Genomic DNA, 18039 nt, shown 5'->3' on the forward strand with positions numbered 1-18039 from the left:
CATCTATGGACGCCCCGTTTTGTGCAAGCAAAACATTTCGTGACATGAAGGTATTGCAGCCATCTATCCGGATTTTTACGAGGTATTAACCTCTATCCCTGATGAATTCCGCTGACTGGATGCTAATCATTTTAACGTTCTCTGTACGAACGATGTTAGTCGCAGCCTTATCCAGTCTCGGCTCTACCTGTCTGTCATCAGCAAGTTCTGCCCACGCAAACCTCAGCGCGTTCCTGTCATTGGTTTATTCAGCAGCCGGTTCTATGTACCGCTGCCCTTTATTCAATAATGCCCATGCTATACGTGCTAGCTTGTTTGCCATTGCTACAATGACCACATTCTTGTTTGCTCGCACTGATAGTGCATGTAACCAGTTGCTAACGGCATTTTTCTTGGTCGCTGAATGCCTTAGCACTGCTCGCGCACCATGAACCAACATCCTGCGCAAATATGCATCCCCACGCTTACTGATCCCTCTGAGTACTGTTTTGCCGCCACTCGAGTGCTGTCGTGGAACAAGGCCTAACCACGCTGAAAGTTGGCGGCCGTTCTTGAATGCCAATGCATTACCCACGGTTGCTACCAAAGCTGAAGCGGTTAAACGACCAATACCTGGTACTTCAAGTAAACGCTGGCATGCCGAATTGTGTTGCACGTGTTGGTCAATTTCACGATCCAACTCACCAATGCAGCGCTCTAGCTCCACCCAACGAGCTCTCATACGCTCAATGTGGCGCTGCATCAGTACCGGCAGCTGATCTTCATTTATGCCATAGCTGTCGCGGAACCACTGCTTTAGACGCGCCGGGCCGGATGGCACTGCTATGCCAAATTCACCTAAGGTTGCACGTAAGCGGTTGATTAGAGCAGTACGGTCTCTCATTAACCCATCACGCTCACGGTGTATCAGCAAAATACTCTGCTGATCAGGCGTCTTCAGCTCCACAAAACGCATATGTGGCCGAGATACTGCCTCACAAATCGCTTCCGCATCAGCAGCGTCATTTTTGTTGGTTTTTACATAAGGTTTTACGTATTGGGGTGGAATCAGCTTCACTTCATGTCCGCAGTCAGTAATAACTCGACCCCAGTAGTGCGAGCTGCTGCATGCTTCCATCCCAACTGTACATTTGGATAACTTTGCAAAAAATGCGTAAACCTGTGTCCTCCGCAATGACTTTCTGATTACGCAGCGCCCACGTTCATCAGCACCGTGTACTTGAAAGACATTTTTCGCAAGATCCAAGCCGATCACTGATACCTGTTCCATGATGCATCCTCCACCTGGTTGCTACCAACTAGCAGTATAGGAGGGGCGTCCATTTCATTATTTTAATACTGCGCATGCGCGTTTTTGCTCAAGTAAAGAGCTATGAAGCGCTCACTAAATAACTGTATAGATTGGATAAATGATGGATCACAGCCATTCTCCTCAGTTGAAAACGAGCATGCGCAATTGCGTGAAAGGTTGTGCGCAGAATCCCACAACACAATATCTATAATTACCTGATACTGAACCATTTTGCGTGTTGATTCTAGTCGCAAATGAGCACTCTCCTGCATCGGTTCACGCATAAGCACACGACATACCAAAATATACTGTATATAAATACAGCGCTATGCGATAAGTTATGCACAGGAGGTGTTGACATGGGACGGAGCCCATTTCTGGACCACATTCGTCAAGAAATCAGGTTGCGTGGATACAGTATGCGCACGGAGAAGACATACTGTAATCATCCCATTACTGGAGAGGTGTGCCGGCATCACCTTCACGACTCCGTACCGAGAAAAGCGTTAAAGGCCGCCTTAGAGAAGGCGAATATTCGTCATAAAAGAGTCAGCTGTCATACGTTTCGACACTCGTTCGCTACTCATCTACTTGAAGCTGGACGCGACATCAGGACTGTACAGGAACTGCTTGGCCACAGCGATGTGCGTACAACACAGATATATACCCACGTAATCGGACAACATTTTGCCGGAACTCGAAGCCCCTTGGATGAGTTATAAACGAGCAGCTACCGCCAAACTCCGATTCCCGCTAACGTCTGCTCTGTGCGCTACGCAGACTCTAGTGGTGTACTGGTGAAGCCACGCAAGAACGCCAGCAGGGCAGGGCGTATTGAATGGGAGTATGTCGTACCGGCTGAGGCGTTTGTGCACCTCGATGCCTTTTTGTCGCGCATAAAAAACCGCGCCATCTCGGGGAAGAATGGCGCGGTTCTTTAACACAGTCCGGGTGCGGGAGCACCCGGGAACCGGTTCTTAGCCGAACTGGTTCATGGTGTTGTCTTTACCAGAGGCTTTCAGCGCAGCGTCACCAGAGAAGTACTCTTTGTGATCGTCGCCCATGTCGGAACCGGCCATGTTCTGGTGCTTGACACATGCGATGCCCTGACGGATCTCTTTACGCTGTACGCCGGCCACGTAGCCCAGCATGCCGGCTTCACCGAAGTACTCTTTGGCCAGGTTGTCGGTAGACAGGGCCGCAGTGTGGTAAGTCGGCAGCGTGATCAGGTGGTGGAAGATACCGGCTTCACGTGCAGCGTCACGCTGGAAGCTCTGGATGCGACGATCAGCTTCAGCAGACAGTTCAGTCTCGTCGTATTCAACAGACATCAGGTTAGCGCGGTCGTAGGCAGATACGTCCTTGCCTTCTTCAGTCCAGGCATCGAATACCTGCTGACGGAAGTTCAGCGTCCAGTTGAAGGACGGGCTGTTGTTGTAAACCAGCTTGGCATTCGGCACTGCTTCGCGGATGCGGTTAACCATGCCGGCGATCTGACCAACGTGCGGCTTCTCGGTTTCGATCCACAGCAGGTCGGCACCGTTCTGCAGAGACGTGATGCAGTCCAGAACCACGCGGTCTTCGCCAGAACCCTGCTTGAACTGGAACAGACCAGAGGCCAGACGCTTCGGCTTCAGCAGTTTGCCGTTAGCCTTCACAACCACGTCACCGTTGTCGATGTCGGCAGCGCTTTCAACGTAGTCGCCGTCCAGGAAGGCGTTGTACTGGTCGCCCAGGTCGCCCGGCTCGTTGGTAACCGCGATCTGCTTGGTCAGGCCGGCACCCAGGGAGTCGGTACGGGCAACGATAACGCCGTCTTCAACACCCAGCTCCAGGAACGCGTAGCGAACGGCGCGGATCTTGGCCAGGAAGTCAGAGTGAGGAACGGTTACTTTACCGTCCTGGTGGCCACACTGCTTCTCGTCGGATACCTGGTTTTCGATCTGGATCGCACAGGCACCGGCTTCGATCATTTTCTTGGCCAGCAGGTAAGTGGCTTCTTCGTTACCGAAACCAGCATCGATGTCGGCGATGATCGGCACAACGTGAGTCTGGAAGTTGTCGATCTGACCCTGTACTTCAGCTTCCTTGGCAGCGTCGCCAGCTTCGCGAGCGTCGTCCAGCTGACGGAACAGGCCGCCCAGCTCACGAGCGTCAGCCTGACGCAGGAAGGTGTACAGCTCTTCGATCAGAGAGGGTACAGAGGTCTTTTCATGCATGGACTGGTCGGGCAGCGGACCGAACTCGGAACGCAGCGCAGCGATCATCCAGCCGGACAGGTACAGGTAACGCTTGTTGGTGTTACCGAAGTGCTTCTTGATGGCGATCAGTTTCTGCTGACCGATGAAACCATGCCAGCAGCCCAGAGACTGAGTGTACTGAGCGCTGTCTGCGTCGTACTCAGCCATGTCCTGGCGCATGATCTTGGCAGTGTAACGAGCGATGTCCAGACCGGTCTTGAAACGGTTCTGCAGACGCATGCGAGCGGCGTATTCAGGGTCGATACCCCAGGTTTCACCGTTGGCAGCACGCAGGCTGGAGAGCGCATCGATTTCAGTTTTGTAATCTGACATGGTCATTCCTTCACAGTGTTTGTGTTTAGGTAATGTCGGGGTTGGCGCCTGGCGTCGACCCCTGAACTTGCACCGTAACTGTTCGGGGTTCAGTTCCGGTGTGTTGAAGCGAATGATGGGCTTCCCCACTCAAGGAGTCAAAGCGATTTTGTGCAGAGCAAAATATATGTAGTCAGACTACACTTTCGGTGATGACAAAACTGTAAAATCACTACAACCCTGTTTCAGGGGGATAAAGGCGGAAGGCAAGTAACCATGCTGTTTTGAGGGGCTAAGCCTTAAGTTGTAGCCACTTTGGTCGTAGCCAGTGAAAGCCGTTTTTACAAGTAAAAAATAGAATAAGGAATGGTGTTTATATTCCAAAATATTATTTAAAGTATTAACTACATATTTTGAAAATTGCGCAATTTCAAAGAGTTATGCAGATTTTCACTTACGACGAAAGTCGATCGAAGATGAAAGCCTTTCAGGATAGAAAGGCTTTTCAATGGAGTAAAAGCGGTGTCTTACGCCATATTCAGATACAGACTGCCCTGATTAAGCAGTTGTAACAGCAAGGTTTCAGCGGCTTCATCGCGCTGTATGAAAAGTGCTTCTTGGGCACATAGCTGAAGCGCAAATTCTTTTGCTGCAGGTGCGTAAAGCTCGAATGCATGGCCATCGGCAAACAGGATTACGACAGGGTGCTCCTGGTTAACAAAAGCAAAGCGAGAGCCTTCGTTGGCCTGAATCTCTGCACCCGCTTCAAGTGCCTCGTGTAATTCCGCCAGGGTATAGGGCTCGTCGTTACCGGCCAGGTCAGGATACTTGGGTTCGGTCATGGAGCAGCCGAACCAGCGGGTCAGGGCGTCAGTGTCATTCAAGTGCTGCTGAATGATGGCGTGCACTCGCTTGATGGCGCTGGCATCAATCTCGCCGGGTTGTGTCTGTAGCTGCAGATCCTTGTCTTCGTAGCGAAGGTCGCTACTGAGTCCGTCACACAGGGCCTGGGTGAAACCTTGCAGAACTTCGTTCTGCGAAGGTGCACGAAAGCCGATCGACCAGGTCATGCAGCCGTCACCAACCCCGACACCGTTATGACCCACTCGCGGCGGCAGGTACAGCATGTCTCCGGGGTTCAGATCAGCACTCTGTTCAGCCTGCCATTCCGGCAGGATCATGACCGGCGTGTCATCCCGGCGTGGGGACTCTTCGCCGAACAGGCCGCCGAACTCCCAGCGTCTGACGCCTTCTGCCTGTAGCAGGAAAACGTCATAGTTGTCGTAATGAGGTCCGACACCGCCACCATCACTGGCGTAGCTGATCATCAAGTCATCACGACGCCATTGCGGGATAAAATTGAATGCCTGCATCAGGGGAGCAACTTCGGGTACCCAGTGATCGACGGCCTGGACCAGGAGTGTCCAGGGTTTGTTACCCAAACGGGAAAAACGCTCTTCGCTGAACGGGCCGTGCTCCAGCGCCCAGGTGCCGTCGGTTACATCGGTCTCGATCAGGCGTGATTCAATATCCTCTTCGCAGGCCAGCCCCGCCAATTCATCTGCGCTGATGCAGGGTGTGAAGTCGGGGAAGGCGTTGCGGATCAGAAGGGGCTTTTTCTGCCAGTATTCACGCAGGAATTGTTCCGCGCTCAGATCACCCCAGTGTATTTCATTTATCAAGGTTCAATAGCTCCGCCATTTCAGTGACAGCATCTTCCAGTTCGGCCATAACCTTGCGGGTATCCCGTTGAGACAGGGCCGCTTTGCGGTCATTGCCGACCATGCGGACGCATTTCTGAATCCGGTTCATGCACTGGTGGACGCCGGTAACATTGAATTCGAACTGCTCGTAATCGCGGGCAGTTCGGCTCAGCTGGTCGCGCAGGGCTTCCGCCTGGGCGGCCAGGGTGTGCAGGGATTGTGCGTGGCTCATCCGTTACTCTCCGATCAGGTTGGTTGTTGTTACTGTATCAGTGCGGAGGTAAATAACCCGTTAATCCCGGTCAGCTTTTTCTCGTGCCAGTACTTCTTCTACCGAGGTGAGAATGCCTCGCAGCATTCCCAGCTCCGCTTTTTCGGGACGCGTCCGGTTGAAATAACGACGCAATTTATCCATTACGCGCCCTTCATGTTGTGGAATGATGAAGCTGGTGCGGCGCAGGACCTGTTCCAGGTGTGCGTAGAACAGGCTCATTTCCTGTTGACGCGGGTAGGGTGATGGCTCCGGCAGCGTGTCGACCTGCTTGGATGCGCGGCGCAGCTCGTAGCAGACCAGCTGAATCGCTTGGGCAATATTCAGGACCGGGTAGTCTTCGTTGGCATCAATGAACAGGTGGCGGTGGCAGAGCATCATCTCTTCGTTTGTGAGTCCCATGGTCTCACGGCCGAACAGGATCGCGATCTGGCCATTACGGGCTTCGTCCGTGACCATTCCAGACGCCTGCTCTGCATCCATTAGCGGCTGATCAAAACTGCGCTGGCGGGCGCTGGTGCCAACCACCAACTGGCAATCGGCAATGGCTTCTTCCAAAGTGCCGACGACAACAGCCTGATCAAGCAGGTCCTTGGCACCGGCGGCGCGTGATTCGGCTTCTTCGTGCGGGTATTCACGCGGGTCTACCAGCCAGAGCTGGCTCAGCCCCATATTCTTCAGCGCCCGTGCAGCCGCACCAATGTTGCCGGGGTGGAAGGTGTTGATCATAACAATGCGGATATTTTCGAGCATAACGGCCTCGCGGGTTGGAATGGGCCGCATTATAGGGGGCAATGCTGTGCAGTAAAACGCTCTTTGTCAGGAAGTGCGGCTATGGGGACGGCATTCAAGCCAATGGGGTCTGCTGCAGGATTACAGCTTGCCTATCCAGTGCCGCAAGTGGCGAGCAAACTGCTCCTTGTGCCATAAGTGAGGTGAATGGTCAGCCTGTCGATAAACGTGCAGCTCTGGACAGGGCAGGGCGGCTTCTACCCATTCCGGGACCTCCCGGTTGTAAAACTGGCTGCTGTCGCCATAAATCATCAGTGTTGGACGGTCGATCAACGGCAGTATATCGCGGTAGTCCTGCTGCGTTAATGAATCCCAGCAACGCGTCAAAGCAGGGGCATGCAGTTGACCGAGATATTCACGCATCTGCTGAAAGCCACGGCTGTTTTGCGCATAGTTGTCGCGACTGCGCAGGTTGAGACCGTTGGCAGCCAGTTCCAGGACGCCTTCGGCAAAATCTTCGTCCAGGCGCCGAAGAAAGGCTTGATTGCGGGCATGATCAAAGTCGCCATATACCCCCAGTGGCCAGTCGGTATCAGTGAGCAATTTAGGTGACTGATCGACAATACACAGTCCGGCCAGGCGCTCCAGCCCATAGTGACGTATGTACTCCCAGCTGATCAGGGCACCCATTGAGTGGCCTACCAGCACGGCATCCTGAATGCGGTGGTGATTCAGCAGTTGCTCAAGATCATCGGCCAGGCGCTTGATATGCATCTGTTCCAGCGGAGGCGGCGTGTGTCGGCCATGTCCACGGGCATCCCAGCACAAAGTGCGATGCCGATCACTCAATTCGGTGGCAAAAGGGAGCCATTCTCGTGCGCCAGATGTCCAGCCGTGCAGAAATATAACGGCCTGGCCGCGGCCCATATCAAGGTAGCGAATCGGGTGTTGGTCGGAGCTGAGCAGGGTTTCCATACGATAGCCTCACACCGGGATAGATATGAAAACGGGGCCAGAAGGCCCCGTGGAATCGTTTAGATGCGCTTGGCCTGATCGGCTGCATTGCCGATATACAGGGCCGGCGTCAGAGCCTTGAGTTCGGCTTTGGCAGTGTCCGGCATCTCCAGGGTATCGATGAAGTCCTGGATGGTTGCCTGGTTCATATCCTTTCCGCGGGTCAGATCCTTCAGCTTTTCGTACGGCTTTTCGATGCCGTAGCGACGCATCACGGTCTGGATCGGTTCGGCCAGTACTTCCCAGGCGTTGTTCAAATCTTCAGCCAGGCGTGCCGCGTTGATTTCCAGTTTGCCGATACCTTTCAGGCTGGCCTGGTAAGCGATCAGGCTGTGACCGAAGCCGACGCCCAGGTTACGCAGAACGGTTGAGTCGGTCAGGTCGCGCTGCCAGCGAGAGATCGGCAGCTTGGCGGCCAGGTGCTGCATGATGGCGTTGGCAATACCCAGGTTGCCTTCGGAGTTTTCGAAGTCGATCGGGTTGACCTTGTGCGGCATAGTGGAGGAGCCCACTTCGCCGGCAACAGTCTTCTGCTTGAAGAAGCCCAGAGAGATGTAGCCCCACACATCACGATCGAAGTCGATCAGGATGGTGTTGAAACGGCATACGGCATCGAACAGTTCTGCGATGTAGTCGTGCGGCTCGATCTGAGTGGTGTACGGGTTCCAGGTCAGGCCCAGGCTCTCAACGAAAGACTTGGCGTTGGCTTCCCAGTCAATATCCGCGTAGGCAGACAGGTGGGCGTTGTAGTTACCGACAGCACCGTTGATCTTGCCCAGGTATTCGATGTTGTCGATCTGCTTAAGCTGACGCTGCAGACGGTAGGCAACGTTGGCCATCTCCTTGCCCATGGTGCTGGGAGACGCAGTCTGGCCATGGGTGCGGCACAGCATCGGCTGGTCGGCATGTTCACGGCCCAGTGCCGCGATGGCATCGGTCACCTGTTGCATCTGGTTGCGGGTCACTTCAACGCCGTGGCGCAGCATCAGCGCGTGAGACAGGTTGTTGATGTCTTCAGAGGTGCAGGCGAAGTGTACGAATTCGTTGATCGCCATCAACTCGGCGTTGTCGGCGATTTGCTCCTTGATGAAGTACTCGACCGCTTTCACGTCATGGTTGGTGGTACGCTCGATTTCCTTGATCCGCTGGGCGTGTTCGACACTGAAGTTGTCGACCAGGTTATCCAGCAGGGCGTTGGCTTCTGCACTCAGAGCCGGCACTTCCTGGATCTGCGGATGGGAGGCCAGCTGCTGCAGCCAGCGAACTTCAACCTGTACGCGGAAACGGATCAGACCGAATTCACTGAATACGGCGCGCAGGTCAGCGGTTTTGCTGCCATAGCGGCCATCAACCGGGGATACGGCGGTAAGGGCAGAAAGCTCCATGTTACACAGTCTCACTTATCAGCTTGTGTCATTAAAGGGGGTAATTATACGGAAAACCGCGGCTACTGGGTATGCCGTAACCGCGTGATCAGGCTTGCATGATACGTCTCAGCGACGGTTTCAGGCGCGAACGGAAGAACAGCATGTGCCAGCGCTTGCCGCCAACCTGACGCCAAAGCAGCGTGGCCCGAATGCCGGCCAGCAACAGGGCACGGATGCGTGCAGCATTCTCGCTGTTCTGCAGATGGCGAGGGTCACCGCCAACCTGAATACGGAAGCTGAAATGGCTGATCGTCTCCTGATACAGGTTGTCCAGCGCCGCAATGACATTGCGATGGGTATAAGCGACCGACTGCAGTGCCTTGGGATCTTCATTGTCCGGATCATTGTCCCGATCGTTGAAATAGCGAGCCTTGGCCGCCACGGCATCAATACCTTGACCCACTTTGGCCATGATATCCGGGTGCTTGTCCAGTTGCCGTTCCAGCATAATCATGCCCAAGACGTACTGGATGATCTGCTTGTTGCGAGCGCTTTCGTTTTTGTCGACCATGTCCTGCAAGTGGCGCAGCCCCAGGCCCAGCCCATACGGTATTTCATTGACGCCGCCAAAGACATCTTCGGTCATGCGTGGGCTGGTCACAAACAGGCTGGCAATACAGGTTTCGTAACTGTTTTGCGGCACCATGCCTCGGGTGGCGATTTGATCAACCAGACTGGCGGCCTGAAACATGCCGGCCAGCGCGATCGTTTGTTCATCGTGTTGACGTGACATCAGGACTCCTTGGCCGATCCGACAATTGAATGACGAGAGGTGTATTCGATCACGCCTCCTCCCAGGCAAAGATCGTCCTGATACAGAACGACCGACTGTCCAGGTGTGACGGCGCGTTGTGGCTGGTCAAACAACACCCTGTAGCCGCCCTCCGGTGCTGCCTCGATCATGCAGTCCTGATCAGACTGACGGTAGCGCACCTTGGCCTTGCAGCGCAGCGGCAACGTTGGCGCTTCACCGCTGATCCAGAAAATTTCGCCGGCATAAAGCCAGTCGGCAAAGAGCAGGGGGTGCTGGCCCTGTACCGCAATCAGGACATTACGATCCAGGTCCTTGGCGGCGGCGAACCAGGGAACTTCGGGATAGTCCTTTAGACCACCGATCCCCAAGCCCTGGCGCTGACCGATGGTGTAGTACATTAGCCCCTGATGCTCACCAATAACGTCACCTTCGGGTGTTTCAATACGACCGGGTTGTGCCGGGAGGTATTGTTTGAGGAAATCGCTGAAGCGGCGCTCACCAATAAAGCAGATGCCGGTACTGTCCTTTTTGTCATGGGTAATCAGGCCGTGCTCTTCGGCCAGGTGCCGAACGTCGGGCTTTTCCAATTCGCCTACCGGAAACAGTGTCTGTTCCAGCTCGGCCTCGCCAACCTGATGCAGGAAGTAGCTTTGATCCTTGTTGGGGTCCAGTCCTTTCAGCAGCACGGCGTGGCCGTCACGTTCACCGCGACGTACATAGTGCCCGGTGGCAATCAGATCGGCGCCCAGCACCTGGGCGTATTCGAGAAAGGCCTTGAACTTGATTTCACGGTTACACAGGATATCGGGGTTGGGAGTGCGCCCGGCCTTGTATTCCGCCAGAAAATGTTCGAATACATTGTCCCAGTATTCGGCTGCAAAGTTGGCGGTATGCAGGGTAATGCCCAGCTTGTCGCAGACTGCCTGAGCATCGGCCAGGTCTTCCTTGGCGGTACAGTACTCGGTGCCGTCATCCTCGTCCCAATTCTTCATAAACAGGCCTTCCACCTGATAGCCTTGCTGGATTAGCAGCAGAGCTGAAACGGAAGAATCCACACCGCCGGACATGCCGACGATTACTTTGGTTTGGGCGTGGGGCTTGGGTGCAGTCATGTTCAAGCGTTTTCCTGAATAAAGTCCAGCGGGTAGCGTATACCACGCAGATAATCATCGATGCAGCGGATAACCAGATCACTACGTAACTCGGGGCGACGCGCTTCGATTTCTGTGCGGGTCAGCCATAGTGGACCGATAATGCCGGTATCAAGCTGTGCATCAGGCAGCTGCTCGACGGCGCGTGCTATGAAACAGTAGCGGTGATAGGTCACGCCGTTTGAAGGAGCATAATACGTGTACAGTCCCAGCAGCGCTTCAGGCTCCACGATCCAGCCGGTTTCTTCCAGAGCTTCACGCCTGGCGGCTTCCACAAAGCTTTCGCCCTGTTCCAGGTGCCCGGCAGGCTGGTTGATAACCCGGCGGCCGCCGGCAATTTCTTCAACAAACAGAAAACGACCCTGCTGTTCGACAATACATGCAACGGTCGCATGGGGTGTCCAGCGCATTACAACTCCATCATACTCGGCTTGGCTGAAACGCATGATAACAGTTTGGCCCCGTCATTGTCTGTGCGCCAGCCGGCAGGCCGGTTCAGCGTTGACGGCGCGACCGCTGACCTTGTCCGGCGTGGGGACGTCGATCGGAGCGAGAGCGTGGACGAGGTGTACTGGCTGGCAGATGAATCGTGTCTTCTCGCCACTGGCCCGGTGGCAGTTGTTCCAGCGACCAGGTGCCGATAGACCAGCGAATCAGGCGCAGGGTGGGGAAGCCGACTGCTGCCGTCATCCGGCGCACCTGGCGGTTGCGACCTTCGGTGATGGTCAGCTTCAACCAGCTGGTTGGTTGCTCCTTGCGGTAACGTACCGGTGGTGTGCGGGGCCAAAGCCAGTCCGGCTCATCGACCCTTTGTGCCTGTGCCGGGCGTGTGGGGCCATCTTTCAGGGTGACACCTTTTTGCAGTCGCGAGATGGCTTCATCCGAAATGAGCCCTTCTACCTGAGCATAATAGGTTTTGGGCATTTTGAAGGCAGGGCTGGCCAACTGATGCTGTAGCTGACCGTCACCGGTCAGGATCAACAGTCCCTCGGAGTCGTAATCCAGCCGTCCAGCTGCATAGACTCCGGGAATCTTAATATAATCGGCCAGCGTTGCGCGTTGCTCCTGATCCGTGAACTGCGTCAGTACTCTGAACGGTTTGTTGAAAAGCAAAATGTTTGACATTTAACGCGAGTATTACTCCGCCGATTGAATGTTGACAGCATGCAATCCCTTTGGGCCCTCCTGAATCTCGAACTTAACGGTCTGGCCTGCCTTGAGGCTTTTGTATCCGTCCATCACGATGGCCGAGAAATGGGCAAAGAGCTCTTCTTCACATGCATCCGAGAGAATAAAACCATAGCCCTTGGCATTGTTGAACCACTTCACAGTCCCTAACTGCATCACTACTTCCTCCTGCGACATTCAGGGCCACTCGCCCTTAGGTCATTGCCCGCTTGTGGGTGCAAGCGGTGTTCCTTGATATTCTGAGTGGATCAGGGACTACAGGTTGGCGGTCAGCGTAGTAACTACAAACAGCGTAGACTTATCGGCAGGCTGCCTTTAACCTCTCCTTTACACAGGCCGAGTATAGCATTTGCTGCCTATGACACTAGGGATAGCAGGGCTTTTCCGGCGGGATTTAGACTAATATCGAAGGTAAAGATGTTGCTGCAACAGTTTGATGGGTTCAGGTTGATGAGTTCTGATCAGGGCACCGATGATGATCATGCCGGCGACAGCGGTCTGGCGACGGCGGAAGCTCGGCCGCAGCTGAAACGACCGCCGATGTATCGAGTGGTGCTGTTAAATGATGATTACACACCGATGGATTTTGTCGTTGAAGTGTTGATGATTTTTTTCGCCATGGATCAGGAAAAAGCGACACAAGTGATGATGGCCGTCCATACTCAAGGCAAGGGGGTCTGTGGTGTATATACCCGCGATGTGGCTGAAACCAAATCGGCGCACGTGAATCACTATGCCAGAGAAAACAAACACCCGCTGTTGTGTGAAGTGGAAACGGTCTGACGGAGGCATACGCCATGCTTAATCGAGAACTTGAAGATACCCTGAGCGTTGCGTTCCGGTCTGCCCGGGATAAGCGACATGAGTTCATGACGGTCGAGCATCTGCTGCTGGCACTGCTTGATAACCGGCAGGCTGTTGAGGTGTTGCATGCCTGTGGTGTTGATCTGGACCGGCTGCGCCAGCAGTTGATCGCCTTTATTGATGAAACCACGCCCTTGCTGCCTGAAAACATCCCCAATATGGAAACTCAGCCGACTCTGGGCTTCCAGCGCGTTCTGCAGCGGGCCGTTTTTCATGTGCAGTCTTCCGGCAAGACGGAAGTCAGTGGTGCGAATGTACTGGTTGCCATTTTCAGCGAGCAGGAAAGCCATGCTGTTTTCGTACTGCAGCAGCAAGGTGTCGAGCGAGTTGATGTCGTCAACTATATTTCTCACGGCATCTCGCGGGTGAGCGAAAGTGAAGAGGCGGGTCATGGCCAGGAAGCGGAAGGGGAGGAGCGTCAGGATAACAGTAAAAGCGCACTGGCTCAGTATTCGGTCAATTTGAACCAGCAAGCGGCCCAGGGGCGCATTGATCCGTTGGTCGGGCGTGATGCTGAAGTGGAGCGCGTGGTTCAGATTCTGTCGCGGCGCCGCAAGAACAACCCGCTGCTGGTCGGGGAGGCCGGTGTCGGCAAAACCGCCATTGCCGAAGGTTTGGCCAAGCTGATCGTTGAAGAGTCCGTGCCGGATATTATTGCCGACAGTGTTGTCTATTCTTTGGATCTGGGTGCCTTGCTGGCCGGTACCAAGTATCGAGGGGATTTCGAAAAGCGCCTTAAGGCACTGCTGAACGAAATCAAGCAGCAGCCAGGCGCTATCCTGTTTATCGATGAAATCCATACCATTATCGGAGCGGGCGCGGCTTCGGGTGGCTCCATGGATGCGTCCAATCTGTTGAAGCCGCTGCTCAGTTCAGGTGAAATCCGTTGCATCGGTTCTACTACCTTTCAGGAATTCCGCGGCATTTTCGAGAAAGACCGGGCGTTGGCGCGTCGTTTTCAGAAAATTGATGTGCTGGAACCCAGTGTCGATGATACGCACCGGATCTTGCGTGGCCTCAAAACGCGGTTTGAAGAGCATCATGAAGTGGAGTTCACCGATGCGGCGCTGCGTGCTGCAGCTGAACTGGCCGGACGCTATATCAATGACAAACATATGCCGGACAAGGCTATTGATGTGATTGACGAAGCCGGAGCTTATCAGCGTCTGGTCGAGCCGGAGCAGCGCAAGAAAGTGATTGATGTCGCTGAAGTAGAAGCGGTTGTGGCCAAGATCGCACGTATTCCGCCGAAAAGCGTGTCCACGTCTGACAAGGATCAGCTGCGCAAGCTGGAAACCAATCTCAAGATGGTTGTGCTGGGGCAGGATGAAGCGATCGACTCTCTGGCTTCGGCCATCAAGCTCTCGCGTGCCGGATTGAAAGAGCCCAACAAGCCGGTGGGCAGCTTCCTGTTTGCCGGGCCTACCGGGGTTGGCAAGACCGAAGTGACACAGCAATTGGCGCGTATCCTGGGGATCGAGCTGGTGCGTTTCGATATGTCCGAATATATGGAACGTCATACGGTTTCACGGTTGATCGGTGCGCCGCCCGGTTATGTGGGTTTTGACCAGGGGGGGCTGCTGACCGAAGCGGTTACCAAAACACCGCATTGCGTTTTGTTGCTGGATGAAATCGAAAAGGCGCATCCGGAAGTGTTCAACCTCCTGCTGCAGGTGATGGATAACGGGACACTGACCGATAACAATGGTCGCAAGGCGGATTTCCGTAATGTCATCCTGGTCATGACGACCAATGCCGGCGCCGAAGCGCAGGGACGGCCGTCAATCGGTTTTGCCCGACAGGATCATAGCTCTGATGCCATGGAAGCACTCAAGCGGCTGTTTACGCCCGAGTTCCGCAACCGCCTGGATACGGTCATTCAGTTCAAGCCGTTGACGCTGGAGATCGTCAAGGGTGTTGTAGACAAGTTCCTGACTGAACTGCAGGCTCAGCTGGATGAGAAGCGCGTTGTACTCAATGTCAGTGATGAAGCTCGCCTGTGGCTGGCGCAGAATGGTTACGATGAGAAAATGGGCGCGCGTCCGATGCAGCGACTGATTCAGGAGAAGGTGAAAAAGCCGTTGGCCGAAATGATTCTGTTTGGCAGCCTGGCAGAGTCAGGCGGTGAAGTGGATATCGATATCGGTGAGGACGGGGAGATCAGTGTGGAGGTCGCAGCGGTGGCAGCCTGAGGGCTGCCATCCACCGCAGCCGCGCCTGATGAATCAGCGGGCGCGGTATACGATGCGACCTTTGCTCAGGTCGTACGGGGTCAGTTCAACCTTGACCTTGTCGCCGGTCAGAATGCGGATGTAATTCTTGCGCATTTTGCCGGAGATGTGTGCAGTAACAACGTGACCGTTTTCAAGTTCTACACGGAACATGGTATTCGGAAGGGTATCAACAACCGTTCCTTCCATTTCAAATGAATCTTCTTTAGCCATTTACCTACCTTTGAGGCTGGATTGCCTATATGGAAAGCGCAGTATTTTGCCTGAAATTGCGCGTGAATTCAAAATCTATCGGCTGAACGGGCCATATTATACGCTCTGCCACTTGTGATTCAGCAGCATTTCAAGCGGTGAATATGCCGTTTTGTAATTCATTTTTCGGCACTCCTCGACCCAATAGCCCAAATACAGATAAGGCAACTGCAGTCGCTGTGCTTGCCGGATTTGCCAGATGATCGCGTAAACGCCCAGGCTGCGCCTGGGTTCATCCGGGTCATAAAACGTATAGAGCGCCGACAGTCCCTGCTCAAGTCGATCGGAGACGGCTACAGCCAGCAGTGTGCCTTCAGGGGAGCGGAATTCATAAAAGCAGCTGTCGGTCCGTCCATCGGTCAAGAAGCTCACAAACTGCTCTTCGCTGGGCGGGTACATATCGCCATCGGCATGCCGTTTTCGGATATAGCGCTCGTAAAGGCTGTAGTACTCGGCGGTGAATGCACAGGGGGCAGGGCAGACGATCAAATCGGTATTTCGGTTCTCGATACGGTGCTGAGTTTTGGATGGCCGAAAGCGTGCAGCCGGAATACGTACGGATATACAAGCCTGACAGTCTTCACAGTGCGGGCGGTAGATATGGCTGCCGCTGCGCCGAAAGCCCAGATTGGACAGTTGGCTGTACAGGTGATTGTCGATCGTCGCACGGGGGTCCACGAACAAAGTGCGGGCTTGGCGGTCAGGCAAATAGCTGCAGTCATGTTCGGGGGTTGCGTAAAACTTCAGCGTCCGCAGATTGCTCATGCACGTCCCTCCGCAACTGCGTCGCGATCAATGGAAAAATACCATGCGTGCTCACAGGGTCGATCACGCAGGCGCGCGACTTCCTGAGCAAAGATCGCTCGTGGTATTTCGGTTGCACCAAGACTGGCCAGATGGTCGTTATAGACTTGGCAATCGATCAACTCATAGTGCCAGTGCCGCAATTGAGTCGCGAGCCAGGCAAAGGCTATTTTGGAACAGTCACGTTGCGTGGAAAACATGGACTCGCCGAAGAATACCTTGCCGATTCCCAGGCCGTACAGGCCGCCTGCCAATTCTTCACCGACCCAGACTTCAACCGAATGTGCGATTCCCTGATGATGCAGGTTCAGGTAAGCGGTGAAAATGTCATCGCTGATCCAAGTGCCCGCCTGTTTACGTCTTGGGGCCGCGCAGGCTGCGATAACTCTGGCAAACGCGGTATCGAAAGTGACCCTGTAATCCGTCTTGCGCAGGCGCTTGCGCATGCTGCGTGACAGGTACAGGTCTCCGGGAAATAGAACGCAGCGAGGGTCGGGGCTCCACCATAGAATGGGTTCACCGGGGTTGTACCAGGGAAAAATGCCCTGGCGGTAGGCCGTGAGCAGTCGTGCTTCGCTCAGATCGCCACCTGCCGCAAGCAGGCCATCCGGGTCTGTCAGGGCCTGCTTGAGCGGCGGGAAGTCAAGGCTGTCATCAGCCAGCCAGGCGATCATTATTTTTCAAGGTTATCCAGGAATTTTTCGGCATCCAGTGCAGCCATACAACCAAACCCCGCTGAAGTAATTGCCTGACGGTAATTATGGTCGCAGACATCACCTGCGGCAAATACACCTTCGATGCTGGTCTGGGTAGCATTGCCATCCAGGCCTGAGCGGATTTTCAGATAACCGTCCTGCATATCCAGCTGGCCGGTGAACAGGTCGGTGTTGGGCTTGTGACCGATGGCCACGAAAACCCCTTGCAACTCCAGTTCCTGGGTGCTGTCATCCTGAGTGCTGCGTACACGCACACCGGTAACGCCCGAGTCATCGCCCAAGACTTCATCCAGCTGGTGGTTCCAGAGGATGTTGATATTGCCGTTTTCGGCTCGCTCCATGATTTTATCCTGCAGAATTTTCTCGGAGCGCAGGCTGTCACGGCGGTGAATCAGGGTTACTTCGGCGGCGATGTTGGACAGGTACAGGGCCTCTTCAACGGCCGTGTTGCCGCCGCCAATCACGGCCACTTTCTGACCGCGATAGAAAAAGCCGTCACAGGTAGCGCAGGCACTGACACCCTTGCCCATGAAGGCTTCTTCAGAAGGCAGCCCCAAATATTGAGCGGAGGCACCGGTCGCCACGATCAAGGCATCACAGGTGTATTCACCCATGTCGCCCTTGAGACGGAAGGGGCGGTTGTTCAAATCGGTTTCATTGATATGATCGAATACCACCTGAGTGTTGAAACGTTCGGCATGGGCCTGCATGCGTTGCATCAACTCGGGGCCCTGTACGCCGTCCACGTCGCCGGGCCAGTTGTCCACATCTGTTGTAGTGGTGAGCTGACCGCCTGCCTGCATGCCGGTAATGATGACCGGATCCAGATTGGCGCGTGCCGCATAGACGGCAGCGGTGTAGCCGGCAGGACCGGAACCCAGAATGATCAGACGATGATGTTGTACTTCACTCATGAGTGTTCAGTTTCCACATTAAGATGTTCGTAAGCTGGTTCAAGTATACTGAACCGTTGGCGGAATGGAGCTGACTCTAAACCCGCAAGGGGCGATTGTCCATGTTGCATCTTTAACGTCAGGCAATATTCGGCGTCCGTGGGCGGATTATGTTATTTTTGCCATAGCTTGTTGA

The 18039-nt window shown here is 54.5% G+C and carries 19 protein-coding genes; 3 read left to right on the plus strand and 16 right to left on the minus strand.

Annotated features, from left to right (window positions below):
* Positions 1 to 244: 244 nt before the first annotated feature.
* A complete protein-coding gene (locus tag H1S06_RS06865; protein WP_181737921.1) occupies positions 245 to 1270 on the minus strand; it encodes an IS110 family RNA-guided transposase in 1026 nt (341 codons plus the stop codon).
* A gap of 440 nt (positions 1271 to 1710) precedes the next feature.
* Here H1S06_RS06865 and H1S06_RS06870 point away from each other — a divergent pair, with 440 nt between their 5' ends.
* Positions 1711 to 2013 (plus strand): tyrosine-type recombinase/integrase, encoded by a 303-nt coding sequence (locus tag H1S06_RS06870; protein WP_181738577.1) that lies wholly within the window; start codon positions 1711 to 1713, stop codon positions 2011 to 2013.
* A 255-nt stretch (positions 2014 to 2268) separates the two neighbouring features.
* Here the strand turns inward: H1S06_RS06870 and H1S06_RS06875 are convergent, their stop codons facing one another.
* The 11 genes from H1S06_RS06875 to cspD form a co-directional block, all read right to left on the minus strand.
* On the minus strand, positions 2269 to 3864 hold the full coding sequence (locus H1S06_RS06875) for an isocitrate lyase (protein WP_181738579.1): 1596 nt from the start codon (positions 3862 to 3864) through the stop codon (positions 2269 to 2271).
* 506 nt (positions 3865 to 4370) lie between these two features.
* The gene (locus tag H1S06_RS06880) at positions 4371 to 5525 is read right to left on the minus strand and encodes a cupin domain-containing protein (protein WP_181738581.1); all 1155 of its coding nucleotides are present in this window, start codon (positions 5523 to 5525) and stop codon (positions 4371 to 4373) included.
* Positions 5515 to 5778 (minus strand): hypothetical protein, encoded by a 264-nt coding sequence (locus H1S06_RS06885; protein WP_181738583.1) that lies wholly within the window; start codon positions 5776 to 5778, stop codon positions 5515 to 5517. The genes H1S06_RS06880 and H1S06_RS06885 overlap by 11 nt, the downstream gene beginning before the upstream one ends.
* Before the next feature lie 60 nt (positions 5779 to 5838).
* A complete protein-coding gene (locus H1S06_RS06890) occupies positions 5839 to 6570 on the minus strand; it encodes an RNA methyltransferase (RefSeq protein WP_181738586.1) in 732 nt (243 codons plus the stop codon).
* Between the two features lie 120 nt (positions 6571 to 6690).
* Complete coding sequence (locus H1S06_RS06895) at positions 6691 to 7524, minus strand: alpha/beta fold hydrolase (protein ID WP_181738588.1); 834 nt, start codon at positions 7522 to 7524, stop codon at positions 6691 to 6693.
* A gap of 59 nt (positions 7525 to 7583) precedes the next feature.
* Positions 7584 to 8948, minus strand: coding sequence for an adenylosuccinate lyase (gene purB / locus H1S06_RS06900; RefSeq protein WP_181738590.1), 1365 nt, complete (start codon positions 8946 to 8948; stop codon positions 7584 to 7586).
* Between the two features lie 88 nt (positions 8949 to 9036).
* Positions 9037 to 9723 (minus strand): lysogenization protein HflD, encoded by a 687-nt coding sequence (locus H1S06_RS06905; protein WP_181738592.1) that lies wholly within the window; start codon positions 9721 to 9723, stop codon positions 9037 to 9039.
* Positions 9723 to 10856, minus strand: a complete 1134-nt coding sequence (gene mnmA, locus H1S06_RS06910) for a tRNA 2-thiouridine(34) synthase MnmA (protein ID WP_181738594.1) — start codon at positions 10854 to 10856, stop codon at positions 9723 to 9725. Before mnmA ends, H1S06_RS06905 begins: the two co-directional genes overlap by 1 nt.
* A gap of 2 nt (positions 10857 to 10858) precedes the next feature.
* Entirely contained in the window at positions 10859 to 11305 is a 447-nt protein-coding gene (locus H1S06_RS06915; protein WP_181738595.1) for an NUDIX hydrolase, read from the minus strand.
* Positions 11306 to 11390: 85 nt separating this feature from the next.
* Complete coding sequence (locus H1S06_RS06920) at positions 11391 to 12020, minus strand: pseudouridine synthase (protein WP_181738597.1); 630 nt, start codon at positions 12018 to 12020, stop codon at positions 11391 to 11393.
* A gap of 12 nt (positions 12021 to 12032) precedes the next feature.
* On the minus strand, positions 12033 to 12260 hold the full coding sequence (cspD, locus tag H1S06_RS06925; RefSeq protein ID WP_456085593.1) for a cold shock domain-containing protein CspD: 228 nt from the start codon (positions 12258 to 12260) through the stop codon (positions 12033 to 12035).
* 273 nt (positions 12261 to 12533) lie between these two features.
* Between cspD and clpS the strand changes: the two genes are divergently transcribed.
* Together clpS and clpA are read left to right on the plus strand one after the other, a co-directional pair.
* Positions 12534 to 12866 carry an ATP-dependent Clp protease adapter ClpS gene (gene clpS, locus H1S06_RS06930; protein WP_220183797.1) on the plus strand — a complete coding sequence of 111 codons (333 nt, stop codon included), beginning with the start codon at positions 12534 to 12536 and terminating at the stop codon, positions 12864 to 12866.
* Positions 12867 to 12880: 14 nt separating this feature from the next.
* On the plus strand, positions 12881 to 15139 hold the full coding sequence (clpA, locus tag H1S06_RS06935; RefSeq protein WP_181738601.1) for an ATP-dependent Clp protease ATP-binding subunit ClpA: 2259 nt from the start codon (positions 12881 to 12883) through the stop codon (positions 15137 to 15139).
* 33 nt (positions 15140 to 15172) lie between these two features.
* On the opposite strand, the gene infA is transcribed toward clpA, so the two are convergent.
* The 4 genes from infA to trxB all read right to left on the minus strand — a co-directional run bounded on the left by infA (position 15173) and on the right by trxB (position 17864).
* Positions 15173 to 15391: a translation initiation factor IF-1 gene (infA, locus tag H1S06_RS06940; RefSeq protein WP_106592099.1), complete on the minus strand. Its 219-nt coding sequence runs from the start codon at positions 15389 to 15391 to the stop codon at positions 15173 to 15175.
* Between the two features lie 96 nt (positions 15392 to 15487).
* Positions 15488 to 16195 (minus strand): arginyltransferase, encoded by a 708-nt coding sequence (locus H1S06_RS06945; protein ID WP_181738603.1) that lies wholly within the window; start codon positions 16193 to 16195, stop codon positions 15488 to 15490.
* Positions 16192 to 16908: a leucyl/phenylalanyl-tRNA--protein transferase gene (gene aat / locus H1S06_RS06950; protein ID WP_181738605.1), complete on the minus strand. Its 717-nt coding sequence runs from the start codon at positions 16906 to 16908 to the stop codon at positions 16192 to 16194. The genes H1S06_RS06945 and aat overlap by 4 nt, the downstream gene beginning before the upstream one ends.
* Positions 16908 to 17864 (minus strand): thioredoxin-disulfide reductase, encoded by a 957-nt coding sequence (gene trxB, locus H1S06_RS06955; protein ID WP_181738607.1) that lies wholly within the window; start codon positions 17862 to 17864, stop codon positions 16908 to 16910. Before trxB ends, aat begins: the two co-directional genes overlap by 1 nt.
* Between the last annotated feature and the right edge of the window lie 175 nt (positions 17865 to 18039).

It is taken from the genome of Marinobacterium marinum, from assembly GCF_013868415.1.
GTDB lineage: Bacteria > Pseudomonadota > Gammaproteobacteria > Pseudomonadales > Balneatricaceae > Marinobacterium > Marinobacterium marinum.

Excerpts from the sequence above, each read along its gene's own strand:
- aat (WP_181738605.1), bottom strand. The coding sequence starts at position 16,908 with ATGATCGCCTGGCTGGCTGATGACAGCCTTGACTTCCCGCCGCTCAAG.
- trxB (WP_181738607.1), bottom strand. The coding sequence starts at position 17,864 with ATGAGTGAAGTACAACATCATCGTCTGATCATTCTGGGTTCCGGTCCT.
- infA (WP_106592099.1), bottom strand. The coding sequence starts at position 15,391 with ATGGCTAAAGAAGATTCATTTGAAATGGAAGGAACGGTTGTTGATACC.
- clpS (WP_220183797.1), top strand. The coding sequence starts at position 12,534 with ATGAGTTCTGATCAGGGCACCGATGATGATCATGCCGGCGACAGCGGT.
- H1S06_RS06895 (WP_181738588.1), bottom strand. The coding sequence starts at position 7,524 with ATGGAAACCCTGCTCAGCTCCGACCAACACCCGATTCGCTACCTTGAT.
- cspD (WP_456085593.1), bottom strand. The coding sequence starts at position 12,260 with ATGTCGCAGGAGGAAGTAGTGATGCAGTTAGGGACTGTGAAGTGGTTC.
- mnmA (WP_181738594.1), bottom strand. The coding sequence starts at position 10,856 with ATGACTGCACCCAAGCCCCACGCCCAAACCAAAGTAATCGTCGGCATG.
- H1S06_RS06945 (WP_181738603.1), bottom strand. The coding sequence starts at position 16,195 with ATGAGCAATCTGCGGACGCTGAAGTTTTACGCAACCCCCGAACATGAC.
- H1S06_RS06870 (WP_181738577.1), top strand. The coding sequence starts at position 1,711 with ATGCGCACGGAGAAGACATACTGTAATCATCCCATTACTGGAGAGGTG.
- H1S06_RS06890 (WP_181738586.1), bottom strand. The coding sequence starts at position 6,570 with ATGCTCGAAAATATCCGCATTGTTATGATCAACACCTTCCACCCCGGC.
- H1S06_RS06865 (WP_181737921.1), bottom strand. The coding sequence starts at position 1,270 with ATGGAACAGGTATCAGTGATCGGCTTGGATCTTGCGAAAAATGTCTTT.
- purB (WP_181738590.1), bottom strand. The coding sequence starts at position 8,948 with ATGGAGCTTTCTGCCCTTACCGCCGTATCCCCGGTTGATGGCCGCTAT.
- H1S06_RS06915 (WP_181738595.1), bottom strand. The coding sequence starts at position 11,305 with ATGCGCTGGACACCCCATGCGACCGTTGCATGTATTGTCGAACAGCAG.
- H1S06_RS06905 (WP_181738592.1), bottom strand. The coding sequence starts at position 9,723 with ATGTCACGTCAACACGATGAACAAACGATCGCGCTGGCCGGCATGTTT.
- H1S06_RS06875 (WP_181738579.1), bottom strand. The coding sequence starts at position 3,864 with ATGTCAGATTACAAAACTGAAATCGATGCGCTCTCCAGCCTGCGTGCT.
- H1S06_RS06920 (WP_181738597.1), bottom strand. The coding sequence starts at position 12,020 with ATGTCAAACATTTTGCTTTTCAACAAACCGTTCAGAGTACTGACGCAG.
- H1S06_RS06885 (WP_181738583.1), bottom strand. The coding sequence starts at position 5,778 with ATGAGCCACGCACAATCCCTGCACACCCTGGCCGCCCAGGCGGAAGCC.
- clpA (WP_181738601.1), top strand. The coding sequence starts at position 12,881 with ATGCTTAATCGAGAACTTGAAGATACCCTGAGCGTTGCGTTCCGGTCT.